16 protein-coding genes are annotated in these 13,328 nt (G+C 41.2%); 13 read left to right on the top strand and 3 right to left on the bottom strand.

Annotation, left to right across the window (positions count from 1 at the left end; translation table 11 throughout):
• Positions 1 to 191 precede the first annotated feature (191 nt).
• From metK to ruvX, 7 genes are all read left to right on the top strand, one after another.
• The gene (gene metK / locus L3V77_RS02120; RefSeq protein ID WP_275135512.1) at positions 192 to 1,349 is read left to right on the top strand and encodes a methionine adenosyltransferase; all 1,158 of its coding nucleotides are present in this window, start codon (positions 192 to 194) and stop codon (positions 1,347 to 1,349) included.
• Positions 1,350 to 1,649: 300 nt separating this feature from the next.
• Entirely contained in the window at positions 1,650 to 2,444 is a 795-nt protein-coding gene (locus L3V77_RS02115) for a DUF2189 domain-containing protein (protein ID WP_195702149.1), read from the top strand.
• A 58-nt stretch (positions 2,445 to 2,502) separates the two neighbouring features.
• Entirely contained in the window at positions 2,503 to 3,003 is a 501-nt protein-coding gene (locus L3V77_RS02110) for a SprT family zinc-dependent metalloprotease (protein ID WP_275135511.1), read from the top strand.
• A 118-nt stretch (positions 3,004 to 3,121) separates the two neighbouring features.
• Positions 3,122 to 3,853 (top strand): 16S rRNA (uracil(1498)-N(3))-methyltransferase, encoded by a 732-nt coding sequence (gene rsmE / locus L3V77_RS02105; protein ID WP_275135510.1) that lies wholly within the window; start codon positions 3,122 to 3,124, stop codon positions 3,851 to 3,853.
• 34 nt (positions 3,854 to 3,887) lie between these two features.
• On the top strand, positions 3,888 to 4,835 hold the full coding sequence (gene gshB / locus L3V77_RS02100) for a glutathione synthase (RefSeq protein WP_275135509.1): 948 nt from the start codon (positions 3,888 to 3,890) through the stop codon (positions 4,833 to 4,835).
• An 18-nt stretch (positions 4,836 to 4,853) separates the two neighbouring features.
• Positions 4,854 to 5,417, top strand: a complete 564-nt coding sequence (locus L3V77_RS02095; RefSeq protein ID WP_275135508.1) for a YqgE/AlgH family protein — start codon at positions 4,854 to 4,856, stop codon at positions 5,415 to 5,417.
• Positions 5,418 to 5,477: 60 nt separating this feature from the next.
• A complete protein-coding gene (gene ruvX, locus L3V77_RS02090) occupies positions 5,478 to 5,909 on the top strand; it encodes a Holliday junction resolvase RuvX (RefSeq protein WP_275135507.1) in 432 nt (143 codons plus the stop codon).
• Between the two features lie 49 nt (positions 5,910 to 5,958).
• Here ruvX and L3V77_RS02085 read toward each other — a convergent pair whose 3' ends face one another.
• A complete protein-coding gene (locus L3V77_RS02085; protein WP_275135506.1) occupies positions 5,959 to 7,080 on the bottom strand; it encodes a PilT/PilU family type 4a pilus ATPase in 1,122 nt (373 codons plus the stop codon).
• A gap of 4 nt (positions 7,081 to 7,084) precedes the next feature.
• Complete coding sequence (locus L3V77_RS02080; RefSeq protein WP_275135505.1) at positions 7,085 to 8,128, bottom strand: type IV pilus twitching motility protein PilT; 1,044 nt, start codon at positions 8,126 to 8,128, stop codon at positions 7,085 to 7,087.
• Between the two features lie 24 nt (positions 8,129 to 8,152).
• Between L3V77_RS02080 and L3V77_RS02075 the strand changes: the two genes are divergently transcribed.
• Genes L3V77_RS02075 through hemW form a run of 6 tightly spaced genes read left to right on the top strand, consistent with a single transcriptional unit; the run spans position 8,153 to position 12,406 of the window.
• Entirely contained in the window at positions 8,153 to 8,863 is a 711-nt protein-coding gene (locus L3V77_RS02075; protein WP_275135504.1) for a YggS family pyridoxal phosphate-dependent enzyme, read from the top strand.
• Positions 8,864 to 8,893: 30 nt separating this feature from the next.
• Positions 8,894 to 9,712 carry a pyrroline-5-carboxylate reductase gene (gene proC / locus L3V77_RS02070; RefSeq protein WP_275135503.1) on the top strand — a complete coding sequence of 273 codons (819 nt, stop codon included), beginning with the start codon at positions 8,894 to 8,896 and terminating at the stop codon, positions 9,710 to 9,712.
• Positions 9,713 to 9,753: 41 nt separating this feature from the next.
• Positions 9,754 to 10,308 carry a YggT family protein gene (locus L3V77_RS02065; protein WP_275135502.1) on the top strand — a complete coding sequence of 185 codons (555 nt, stop codon included), beginning with the start codon at positions 9,754 to 9,756 and terminating at the stop codon, positions 10,306 to 10,308.
• Positions 10,308 to 10,595, top strand: coding sequence for a DUF167 family protein YggU (gene yggU, locus L3V77_RS02060; RefSeq protein ID WP_275135501.1), 288 nt, complete (start codon positions 10,308 to 10,310; stop codon positions 10,593 to 10,595). Before L3V77_RS02065 ends, yggU begins: the two co-directional genes overlap by 1 nt.
• Before the next feature lie 38 nt (positions 10,596 to 10,633).
• On the top strand, positions 10,634 to 11,233 hold the full coding sequence (locus tag L3V77_RS02055; RefSeq protein WP_275135500.1) for an XTP/dITP diphosphatase: 600 nt from the start codon (positions 10,634 to 10,636) through the stop codon (positions 11,231 to 11,233).
• A 24-nt stretch (positions 11,234 to 11,257) separates the two neighbouring features.
• Entirely contained in the window at positions 11,258 to 12,406 is a 1,149-nt protein-coding gene (gene hemW / locus L3V77_RS02050) for a radical SAM family heme chaperone HemW (protein ID WP_275136675.1), read from the top strand.
• Between the two features lie 72 nt (positions 12,407 to 12,478).
• Here the strand turns inward: hemW and trmB are convergent, their stop codons facing one another.
• The gene (trmB, locus tag L3V77_RS02045; protein ID WP_275135499.1) at positions 12,479 to 13,198 is read right to left on the bottom strand and encodes a tRNA (guanosine(46)-N7)-methyltransferase TrmB; all 720 of its coding nucleotides are present in this window, start codon (positions 13,196 to 13,198) and stop codon (positions 12,479 to 12,481) included.
• Positions 13,199 to 13,328: the final 130 nt, after the last annotated feature.

Here is a 13,328-nt window from a genome sequence, read left to right as displayed (position 1 = left end):
CTAGTTAAATTTGTATTCACGCACTCTATGATCCAGTTCAAAAAAAACTTGTATTTCTAGCTTCAAATACTAGAATAGACGTCTAGATGTAAAAACGCCTACTTAAGCGTGTTTTTTGCACAATTCATTTTCTTATTTTTAGAGATGCTACATAGCATCTTTTTTAACGTTTTAATACGGAGCTGTCTACTATGGCTAAACATCTATTTACTTCTGAATCTGTTTCAGAAGGCCATCCAGATAAAATCGCAGACCAAATTTCAGATGCTGTTCTTGATGCCATCCTTGAGCAAGATCCTAAAGCACGTGTTGCTTGTGAAACCTATGTAAAAACTGGCATGGTCATGGTTGGTGGTGAAGTAACCACATCTGCTTGGGTAGATATTGAAGAGATCACTCGTCAAACCGTTCGTGAAATTGGTTACGTTCACTCAGATATGGGCTTCGATGCGGACTCTTGTGCTGTACTCAATACCATCGGTAAGCAATCTCCAGACATCAACCAAGGTGTTGATAAAGCGGATCCAAAAGAGCAAGGTGCTGGCGACCAAGGTATCATGTTTGGTTATGCAACAAACGAAACCGCGGTATTAATGCCTGCACCAATTACCTATTCTCATCTTCTTGTTCAAAAACAAGCAGAAGTTCGTAAAAATGGGACGCTAGATTGGCTGCGCCCAGATGCTAAAAGTCAGGTCACTTTTCAATACGATCAAGGCAAAATTGTAGGTATTGATGCCGTTGTTCTTTCAACTCAACACAGTGATACGATTTCTACACCGGATCTGCGCGAAGCAGTAATGGAAGAGATTATCAAACCAGTACTCCCTTCTGAATGGCTAAATAAAGAGACTAGCTTCTTTATCAATCCAACGGGTCGTTTTGTTATTGGCGGCCCAATGGGTGACTGTGGTCTTACTGGTCGTAAGATTATTGTGGATACTTATGGCGGTGCCGCTCGTCACGGTGGCGGGGCATTTTCTGGCAAAGATCCATCAAAGGTGGATCGCAGTGCAGCTTACGCCGCTCGTTATGTTGCTAAAAATATTGTTGCGGCTGGTTTTGCAGATCGCTGTGAGATTCAACTTTCTTATGCCATTGGTATCGCTGATCCAACCTCTATTATGGTCGAGACATTCGGAACTGAAAAAGTATCTCACGACATGATTATCAAAGCCATTCGTCAGTTCTTCGACCTTCGTCCATATGGCCTACAAGAGATGTTAAACCTTCTTCAGCCAATCTATAAAAAGACGGCCGCTTACGGCCACTTTGGCCGTGAAGAATTCCCTTGGGAAGCGACAGATAAAATCGATGTTCTACGCGATTTTGCTGGGCTAAAATATTAACGTTTCTTCTGTTCAAAAAAAGCTTAAAATATAAAACGAAGCCCTCATTTATTGAGGGCTTCGTTATTTTTCCCCTAAAATTCATTCGTTTAACACTTCACTTTCCTCTCTCCAAAATTGAACTAGACTTAACCTAGATGAAAATAATACTGAGTTGCAATCTCATTATCGAATGCGCCTTTGCTATAACATTTTCATCCCTTCAATTTTTGTAAATAGAGGTTCATCGCCGTTAGATTTAATGAACCTCTATTTGTTGGAATTGGTCATCAAGTTGTTAATCTCTTCTAGGGAGGCCACATGGCTACAATTGTGCCAGATAAACTACATAAAAAAGAATCTAAACAACATCATGTTCCTGATCATGACTACGCACGAACGATTGCTTGCAATAAGATCGATGCTTCCGCGCCCTTTCGTTGGGTTAGATTGGGCATTAAAGATTTTTTCCTACTACCAACCATCAGCTTTTTTTATGGGCTTTGCTTTATGGCCGCCGCAATCGCGGTAGTTCAATTAACTCAGTGGCAAGGATCACACCTTATTGTGTTACCTAGTCTTATCGTATTTATGCTAATAGGCCCATTTTTAGCGCTTGGGCTGTATGACGCGAGTTGGCAGCGCGAGAAAGGTCATCAAGCTAATCTTCTTAAATCTATAAAAGCGATTAATAGAAACTCTACTTCTCAATGGGCATTCGCGGTATTGCTCACTGTTACTCTCATTTTTTGGATGAGAATTGCCGCTCTTGTGCATGTTTTTTACCCACAAGTTGAAAGCGCACCGTTAGCTGACTTCATTCCTTTTCTTCTTACTAACGCCGTTATCGGTTTAGTAGTTGCTGGGTTGATTTTCAGTATCTCTGCTTTCTCTATCCCGTTAATGATGGAAAGGCGTGTAGACATGATGACTGCCGTGTTTACAAGTTTCAATGCTGTAAAAGAAAACCTATCGGCAATGATTGTCTGGGCGATAATGATCTGTATTGGTACCCTAATTGGCTTTGCGACCTACGGCGTCGGAATGCTAGCTGTCATTCCAATACTTGGCTATGGTACATGGCATGCTTATCGCGAAACCATAGTAAGAAAATAGAATTCACCTTATAATCAGCGCCTCAGATAATACTGAGGCGTTTTTTTAGGAGTTTTCTTTGGGCAATATAGAGCTTACTTATCAAGCAAAAAAGGCATTGTGTCATCATGTTGCCACTGCGAATCAATATTTTGGCCAATCATTTCCGATCCCTGATATCAACTTTAAACTAAGAGGAAAGACCGCTGGCAAGGCTTACCTACAAGGCTGGGAAATTCGTCTTAATCCGGTTCTTTTTAGTGAAAATAAAGATCAGTTCTTGCAAGAGGTCATCCCACACGAATTAGCACACTTAATCACCTTCCAGCGATTTGGCCGTGTGAAGCCTCACGGGAAAGAGTGGAACATGGTGATGGAACGTGTATTTTTATTGCGTGCAAAAACTACACACAACTTTGAAATCACGTCGGTTCAAGGAAAAACATTTGAATATCAATGTCCATGCAACTGCTACCCACTCACTATTCGCCGCCATAACAAGGTACAACATGGCAACGCACAGTACAGTTGCAGAGAGTGCAAACAAAAACTCGTTTACACAGGCATTCAATTAACCTAGTTAGGTTATTAGAGCAAACTGGAATAACTTAGGATAAACAACCTAACGTAATACCCTTGTTTTTTCAGCAAAATGCATCCATGTTATCAACAGAAAATAAACCTCAGGACCACCAGCAATGCGCGTACCAAGAATTTACCATCCAGAAATCATAGACAATCTTGGCATTATCTCTTTAGGTGAAGATGCAGCTGGTCATGTTGGCCGCGTACTAAGAATGAAACCAGGTCAAGAGGTACTCTTATTTGACGGTACAGACGCACAGTTTCCTGCAACCATTACAGAAGTCACGAAGAAGTCGGTTCTTGTAGAAGTTCTGACAAGGGTTGAATGTAGTATTGAGTCACCGTTAGATATTCATCTGGGTCAGGTTGTCTCCCGTGGCGACAAGATGGAATTTACAATCCAGAAATCTGTCGAGCTCGGAGTTAATACAATCACTCCGCTAATCTCCGAAAGATGTGGTGTAAAATTGGACACCAAAAGGTTTGAGAAAAAGCTTTATCAATGGCAAAAAATAGCAATAGCAGCATGTGAACAGAGCGGAAGAAATCGTATTCCAATAATTAGGCCTATCATGCAATTAGAGGAGTGGTGTGGAGAAGAAGACAATGCGCTTAAGTTAAACCTTCATCCTAGGGCAAAATACACTATTAACACACTACCTGAGCCCATTAAAAAAATAAGATTACTTATTGGCCCCGAAGGTGGCTTATCTGCAGAAGAGATCGCCATGACGGAATCATATAAATTTGAAGAAACGCTGTTAGGCCCACGAGTTTTAAGAACAGAAACGGCTGCATTAACGGCAATTACCGCATTACAGGTCCGCTTCGGCGATCTTGGTTAAACTGCCTTGGCGACCCTAAAAAGAGGAGAAGATAATGATTAAATTAGGCATAGTAATGGACCCAATTTCGTCCATTAATATCAAAAAAGATTCTAGCTTTGCCATGATGCTTGAAGCACAGAAGCGCGGCTACGAAATACACTATATGGAGATGAATGATCTTCACTTAGAGCAAGGTGTCGCGATTGCAGATACCAAAATAGTCACGTTAAAAGAAGATCCTAATTCATGGTTTGAATTCAAATCAGAGCAAACCATCGAACTTTCTGAATTAGATGCTGTTTTAATGCGTAAAGACCCACCTTTTGATACCGAATATATCTATGCGACGTACATTTTAGAGCGCGCTGAAGAAAACGGTGCTTTAATTGTTAATAAGCCACAAAGCTTACGTGATTGTAATGAAAAACTGTTTACCGCTTGGTTCCCTGATCTCACACCAACGACAATAGTGACTCGTAAGGCCGATAAAATTAAAGCTTTTCAAGAAGAGCACGGCGATATTATTTTAAAACCATTGGATGGAATGGGTGGAGCGTCAATATTTCGCGTTAAGAAAGGCGATCCGAACGTCTCAGTCATTATCGAAACACTAACCAATCATGGGCAAAATTATGCCATGGCTCAGACATTTGTTCCGGATATCAGTAATGGTGACAAACGCATTCTAGTGGTCGACGGTGAACCGATGCCATACTGTTTAGCTCGTATCCCAGCAGAAGGAGAGACCCGTGGTAACCTTGCTGCAGGAGGGCGAGGCGAAGCGAGACCATTAAGTGAAACGGATAGAAGAATAGCAATGGCTGTCGCTCCGACACTAAAAGAGAAAGGGTTAATATTTGTCGGTCTAGATGTTATCGGTGACAGATTGACTGAGATAAATGTCACCAGCCCAACGTGTATTAAAGAAATAGAAGCCGCATTCGATGTGTCAATTACAGGCAAGTTGATGGATGCAATAGAACGTCGAGTAAATAAATGATCGGGTAATGGAGTCTATATGAATTTAGCTAACCACTTTTTAGTTGCAATGCCTAACATGCAAGATCCGCTTTTTCATCGCTCAGTGATTTATATATGCGAGCATAGTAAAGACGGTGCGATGGGGATTGTGGTCAATGCTCCTATCAACATTACAGTCGGTGGAATGTTGAAAAAAGTAGATGTAGACTCTGTTCACCCACAGATTCATAAAGAGAGCTTGGAAGCTTCAGTACTTAACGGAGGCCCCGTATCGGAAGATCGAGGCTTCATTCTTCATGAACCGAAAGATCAATATCTTTCAAGTATTCAAATGACCGATCGCCTTAGTGTCACCACATCCAAAGATATATTGAGCGTATTAGGGACAGAAGCAGAACCTAACAACTATATTGTTGCTCTTGGTTATTCCGGTTGGACAGCAGGACAGCTAGAAAATGAATTAGCGGAAAACTCCTGGTTAACTGTAGAGGCTGATCCAATGGTGATATTTGAAACTCCGGTACAAGAAAGATGGGAAAAAGCCGTGCAGATGCTAGGCGTTGAACCAAGTCAATTGTCGGCAGATACGGGGCATGCTTAACATCAGTTAAAAACCTGTCGTTCAATAGGAGCGATAAATTTCAATAACTAAGAGTACAAAATGAGTTCAAATTCTAAAACCATTATTGCTTTCGATTTTGGTACAAAAAGTATCGGTAGTGCCGTTGGGCAAGAGATAACGGGTACAGCAACACCATTAAAAGCGTTCAAGGCTAACGACGGCATTCCAAATTGGGGGGATATTGAAAAAATGCTTAAAGAGTGGCAACCCGATCTAATTGTTGTTGGCCTCCCTACTGATCTACACGGTAAAGAATTAGAAACCATATCCCCAAAAGCAAAGAAGTTTGCTAATCGGCTACATGGACGGTTTGGTTTTTCTGTAAAACTGCATGATGAGCGTCTTTCAACAGCAGAAGCGAGAGCTGACCTATTCGAGATGGGTGGCTATAAAGCACTGAGTAAAGGTAATATTGACTGTCAATCAGCGGTAGTTATCTTGGAAAGTTGGTTTGAATCTCAGTGGAGCTAACGAAAATAGGTGTCGTAATAACATTTATTTTCGCCAGTTCGAGTTTTAATTACCCCATATCCACCTTTACACCAGCCAATGCACTACTGTTGAGTTCACCCTTATTTGTCTTCATCATTAGTCGTAAATCATTTGCCGAATCAGCACTGTGTAATGCATCAACTTCTGTGATTTTGCCTTCTACCACAAGTTGGTAAAGCGACTGGTCAAATGTCCTCATCCCTGATTCTGTTGATTTAACCATTGTTGGTTTCAGTTCATGAAGATCACCGCGCCGAATAAGATCGGAAACTCTTGGTGTATTAAGTAAGACCTCAAAAACACCATGTCGACCTTGTCCATGTTTATCTATAATCAACTGCTGGCCAATTATGCCCTTCAAGTTGCTCGATAGGTCAAATAAGAACTGTTCTTTATGATTTTTAGGAACCAGATTAAGAATACGTTCTAACGCTTGATTCGCATTGTTTGCGTGCAATGTCGCCATACATAGATGGCCTGTCTCGGCAAATGTCATGGCAAATTCCATGGTTTCACGACTACGAATCTCACCAATTAAAATCATATCTGGTGCTTGGCGAAGTGAATTTTTCAATGCAACTTCATAGCTTTCAGTATCAACGCCAACCTCCCTTTGCGTAACAATGCATTGGTCATGTTCATGAACAAATTCAATTGGGTCTTCCACTGTCAAAATATGACCGCTTCTGTTTTGATTTCGATATCCAGTCATTGCTGCCATGGTAGTCGATTTACCTGAACCAGTAGAACCGACAATCAAAACGAGTCCTCTTTTGGCAACAGAAAGCTCTTTCATTATCTCTGGGAGCATCAATTCATCAAAGGTAGGGATTTCTGTCTCTATTCTTCTTATCACAGCACCAGGCAGCTCTCGTTGAAAAAAAGCACTCACACGATATCGGCCACTGTTGCGTACTACCGCAAAGTTCGCTTCTTTAGTTCGATTAAATTCCGATTTTTTTTCATCATCCATAAGAGCATTGAGCAAAAAAGAAACGCGCTCTTTATTCAGTTTTTCTCCGATGGCACGCAACTGCCCATCAATACGCTGCAGGCAGGGCGAATCGACCGTAATATATATATCTGACGCTTTATTAACGCTCATCTCATGCAGAAGAGTATTGATATCAATAGCCTTGTTAAAATCCATCGGTTTATGACCCAAACGACATCACCTCCATCTCAATTTTCTTATTTACTTCATCAATGTCGACGATGTTCTTCGCCACCAACTGCTTCGCACTCTGTTCCATTGTTCTCATGCCAACGGAAGAGCTCGTTTGAATTATGGAATACATTTGGGCAACTTTATCTTCACGGATAAGATTTCGGATTGCGGGTGTGCCCATCATGATTTCGTGACATGCAACTCGGCCACCACCAATTTTTTTCAATAATTTTTGTGCAATAACGGTCTTAAGAGATTCAGACAACATTGACCGAACCATCGATTTGTCACTTCCTGGGAAAACATCAATAATACGATCAATCGTTTTCGCCGCTGAGCTTGTATGCAGAGTACCAAATACCAAATGACCCGTTTCCGCAGCCGTCAATGCTAAACTAATGGTTTCTTGGTCCCTTAATTCACCAACAAGAATGACGTCTGGGTCTTCACGCAGTGCCGACCTTAGCGCAGCCTCAAAGCTATGGGTGTCTTTATGCACCTCACGTTGATTAATCAAACACTTAATATTTGAATGCACAAATTCAATTGGATCTTCGATGGTTAATATATGCTTATTAAAGTTACGATTGATATGATTAACCATTGCCGCTAACGTTGTTGACTTCCCAGAACCCGTTGGCCCAGTAACCAATATCAAGCCTTTTTCCATTTCGGAAATTTCACTAAATATACTTGGTGCATCTAACTCTTCTAACGTAGGGATATCCATTGGGATGGTGCGCAAAACAGCTGAACACCCACGTCTTTGATTAAAAGCATTGATGCGGAATCGGCCTATTTGTGGAATTTCATACGAAAAATCGACTTCAAGCTTCTCTTCAAATTCACTTCTTTGTGCATCCGTCATTATTTCAAATAACAGGTGATGCACCTCAGAATGACTTAAAGGAGGAATACCTAGCTTCCTAACATCGCCATCAATGCGTATCATGGGGGCAACACCAGCAGAAAGATGTAGATCTGAGGCATTATGTTTTACACTAAAATCTAATAGCTCAGTGATATCCATATAAATTCCTTAATAAAGTCAATTATGTATAGTATTCAACAAAATATTGAACAGGTCACTAAACAGATGCGCACTGCCGAACATAAGTGTGGTCGAGAACCAAGTTCCGTGCAACTTTTGGCCGTGAGTAAGACCAAACCCATAGAAGCCATAGAAGCAGCGATCGAGGCCGGACAAAAAGCATTCGGTGAAAACTACGTCCAAGAAGGTGTCGAAAAGGCACAGTATTTTACTAAAAACTTTAACAATGCAGGGTTAGAGTGGCACTTCATTGGTCCAATCCAATCCAATAAAACCAAACCTATTGCCGAAAACTTCCAATGGATTCACTCTATCGATAGAGGAAAAATTGCTCAACGCTTAAACGCCCAGAGGCCTAAAGAGTTACCACCTTTACAGGTGTTAATACAAGTAAACACAAGTGGGGAGGAATCTAAGTCAGGTATTGATGAAGCCGAAGTTTTTTTATTAGCTGAGTTGATTTATTCCCTTCCTAACCTCACTTTAAGAGGATTGATGTCTATTCCAGCGAATGTAGCCAACTATGAGTCTCAGTTGAACGCTTTTACTCAATTGGCCGTTATTCAACAGAAACTCGCTGATAAATACGCAGAAATAGATACACTATCTATGGGCATGAGTGGTGATATGGAAGCCGCTGTTCAGGCTGGAAGCACGATGGTACGTATTGGCACCGCTATTTTTGGTGCTAGAGATTACCCTACTACATCTTAATTTGTTGTTAATTACGGAAGAGGTCAGTCAATGGAAAACAAAAAAATTGCCTTTATTGGGGCTGGTAATATGGCTCGCTCAATTATTGCAGGGCTTACATCAAGTGGATATGACTCAAGCAACATTACAGCCACAGACCCAAATAAGGAACAGCGCGATTTATTGACAACTCTGTATGATATTAATACCACAGGGGACAACGCAGAAGCAGCCAACAATGCTGATGTTATTGTGCTAGCGGTAAAACCTCAGATTATGGAATTAGTTTGCGGTGGATTAACCACTGTCGATTTATCAAATAAACTGGTTATCTCTATAGCTGCTGGCATTTCTGCAACGAGATTAAATACGTTTTTAGAAACTGAAGTTAACCTAGTTCGAGTCATGCCTAATACGCCAGCATTAGTAGGTAAAGGGATGAGCGGCCTCTATGCCACACCATTGGTTAGTGAAGATGATAAAACATTCGCCAGCCAACTCATGCAGGCTGTAGGCAAGGTATGTTGGGTTAACGAAGAATCGGGTATTAATAACGTCATTGCCGCGGCTGGAAGCGCTCCTGCCTATTTTTTCCTGTTTATGGAAGCAATGCAAAATGAAGCGATAGCTCAAGGCTTTGACAAAGAAACCGCAAGGTTACTTATCCAACAGTCTGCCCTTGGCGCAGCTGAAATGGTAATTGCAAATGCCGATATCGATATTTCTACATTAAGAGAACAGGTTACCTCAAAAGGCGGTACAACAGCCGAGGCCTTACGCACTTTTAATGAACACCAACTTACGGAGATTGTGGCCAAAGCAATGCAAGCCGCCGTTTCTAGAGCAGAAGAGATGGAAAAGCTCTTCTAATTACCAATTAACCAGTTTAGTTTTAACCTTAAGGGTCCACAATGAATTCAATGAACTTTCTTATTTCCACCGTGTTTGATCTCTATATCATGGTGGTATTATTGAGGATATGGTTACAAGTGGCTCGCGCCGATTTCTACAACCCTTTTTCTCAATTTATAATTAAGGCCACTCAACCGATTGTCGGCCCGCTTCGCCGAATCATCCCATCTGTAGGTAGCTTAGATTTATCCACCGTACTGTTTGCCTATTTACTGTGTGTTATAAAATTTGTTGCCTTGATTCTGGTTGCTAATGGAACGCTCGTCTTTAGTGTCGATTTCTTAATATATGGTTTCTTATCGCTATTAAAAGCCGCCGGCGGTTTATTGTTCTGGGTACTCCTTCTAAGGGCGATATTGAGCTGGGTAAGTCAAGGCCGCAGCCCCATAGAATTTGTATTCCATCAATTAACGGATCCATTACTTGCACCAATTCGTCGAATCATTCCTGCAATGGGCGGTTTTGATTTAAGTGTTTTGGTATTGTTTATAGGGCTTCAATTTGCCAACTTCCTAATGAGCGACCTTATTGGACCTATTTGGCTACAGCTATAATGTCAGCAATCAAACAAGATCTCGATGATCTTGTTCTTAAGCTCTATATCCAACCAAAGGCCAGCAGGGACAAAATTGTTGGCCTGCATGGAGAAGAGCTTAAAATTGCAATTACAGCACCACCAGTGGACGGAAAAGCTAACGCCCATTTGACCAAATTTTTATCTAAGCAGTTTAAAACTGCAAAAGGTGACATTAAGATAGAAAAAGGCGAATTAGGCAGACACAAGCAAATAAGAGTAAGCTCTCCTTCCCATATCCCAGATATCATTAAAGCTCTCTTGTGAGAGCTTTTTAAATTCAATTGATTACGAAGTACACATCTATGACAAAGAAAATAGTATTGGCAACAGGAAACCAAGGCAAAGTAAAAGAGATGGCAGACCTACTCTCTGATTTTGGTTTTGATGTATTTGCTCAAAGTAAATTCAATGTTTCAGAAGTAGCAGAGACAGGGACCACTTTTATTGAGAACGCCATAATAAAGGCTCGACATGCTGCCAAAGAAACAGGCTTACCTGCTATTGCCGATGACTCAGGCCTTGAAGTCGACAGTTTATTGGGTGCTCCAGGTATCTATTCTGCCCGTTACTCTGGTGAAGACGCGACAGATAAACAAAATTTAGATCAGTTGTTAGCCAATATGGTTGATGTTCCTGAAGACAAAAGAACGGCACGTTTTCACTGTGTATTAGTATTAATGAAACACGAAAATGACCCAACTCCCATTGTTTGCCACGGAAAATGGGAAGGCAGAATTCTGACTAACCCAAGCGGTGAAAATGGATTTGGATATGACCCTATTTTCTGGGTACCCGAAACAAATTGTGCATCGGCTGAACTTGATTCCGCTCAGAAAAAAAAGTTGTCGCACAGAAGCAAAGCGCTAAAACAATTATTTGCCACATTAAGTAGCGAACAATAACCTATGTTTACCCCGCCAAAGCCGATGCTAACACCACCAAACCTCAGTCTTTATGTTCACATCCCATGGTGTGTACAAAAGTGCCCCTATTGTGATTTCAATTCTCATGCGCTAAAAGCTAAGATCCCAGAAAAGCAGTATATTGACGCCCTAATTGAAGATCTAGATACCGATATTTCACGTTATTCCATCGAACAAGACCATCGAAAACTACACTCTATTTTTATCGGCGGTGGAACACCTAGTTTAATATCACCTCACGAAATTGGGCGGCTGCTAAAAGAAATCGGTAATCGAATACCCTTCAAGAAAGATATTGAAATCACCATGGAAGCCAATCCCGGCAGTATTGAAGCCAAGCGTTTTGAACAATATCAAAAGGAAGGGGTAACTCGAATATCAATTGGCGTACAAAGCTTTGAGCAATCTAAGCTAAAAAGGCTAGGAAGGATACATGGTAAAGAAGAAGCGATCACCGCAGCAAAACTTGCTCACAAGATAGGTTTAACAAGCTTTAATTTGGACCTGATGCATGGTCTACCAGATCAAACGGTAAGCCAGGCTCTCACTGACCTCGAAAAAGCCATTGAGCTTAATCCTCCGCATCTTTCTTGGTATCAACTAACCATAGAACCAAACACGCTTTTTCACTCTAAACCACCGACATTACCGGATGATGATGCACTATGGGATATTTTCGATCTAGGCCATCAGAAACTCTTTGGCGCAGGTTATATCCAGTACGAAATATCTGGCTACAGTAAACCCGGTTATCAGTGCCAACACAACCTTAACTATTGGCGTTTTGGCGACTATTTAGGCATCGGTTGTGGCGCTCACGGTAAGCTCAGCTTCGCCGATGGAAAAATCATCAGAACAACCAAAGTAAAACACCCTAAAGGCTATTTAAATCTCATCAAACCTTATCTACAAAGTGAAGTAGAAGTAGAAAATGTCGATCGTCCATTTGAGTTCTTTATGAATCGTTTCAGACTCATCGAAGCGTGTCCAAAGCAAGATTTCATTGAAACGACAGGACTAAACATTGATGTTATTCAACCTAAAATAGACTGGGCAGTCGCTAAAGGGTACTTACAGGAAAGTGAATATACTTGGCAGGTAACAGAAAAAGGAAAACTGTTTTTAAATGACCTGTTAGAAGGATTTATGTAATAAGAACTTGCGGGTGTAAAGCTAAGGAATACAAAAAGCTCTTTAGCATTACACCTGACTCTCGGTAATCTCTTACCCTACATGTTTGTATTTAATGTCCCAAACTCCATGACCCAACCGATGACCACGCGCTTCAAACTTGGTTAATGGTCGCTCTTCTGGTCTAGGAATATAATCCCCATCAGACGCGATATTCTCGTAACCTGGCGCTTCGTTCATTACTTCAATCATATGCTCAGCATAGTTTTCCCAATCTGTTGCCATATGGAAAACACCTGATTCAACAATCAATTTTTGACGTACCATAGCGACAAAATCCAATTGAACAATGCGGCGCTTGTGGTGGCGTTTTTTATGCCAAGGGTCAGGGAAAAACAGTTGTAACGTAGTCAAACTGTTATCAGGAATCATATGCGTGAATACTTCAACCGCATCGTGGCACATAACTCTCAAGTTAGTCACACCTGCATCACTTGCCAAACTCAAACATGCACCGACACCAGGGCTATGTACTTCGATGCCAATAAAATTCTTTTCTGGCGCATTTTTAGCCATCTCTACCAATGACGCCCCCATACCAAAACCAATCTCTAATACAACGGGATTACCATTGCCAAAAACCGCCTGCCAATCTAGCAGCGTATCTTGATAATCGATACCCATTGTAGGCCAGCACTCTGTTAAAGCCGCTTCTTGACCTTTTGTTAGGCGTCCTTCACGACGTACAAAGCTACGTATTTTTCGTACTAACTTACCATCTTCAGTATATTCGTTTGTCGTTACTTCGCTCATCGGTTTTGCCTGTTCATTGTTCAATCAAAGCGTGGATTATCCAAAGTTTCACCCATGGTGCAAGGAATTTTCTTTAAAAAATACCCTTAATATATATGTGTTTTACACTCATCCTTAATTGTGGTGCAAT

Source organism: Vibrio sp. DW001, assembly GCF_029016285.1.
GTDB lineage: Bacteria > Pseudomonadota > Gammaproteobacteria > Enterobacterales > Vibrionaceae > Vibrio.
Note: the sequence above shows the minus strand (reverse complement) of the source record. Positions and strands in the feature narration are given on the sequence as shown.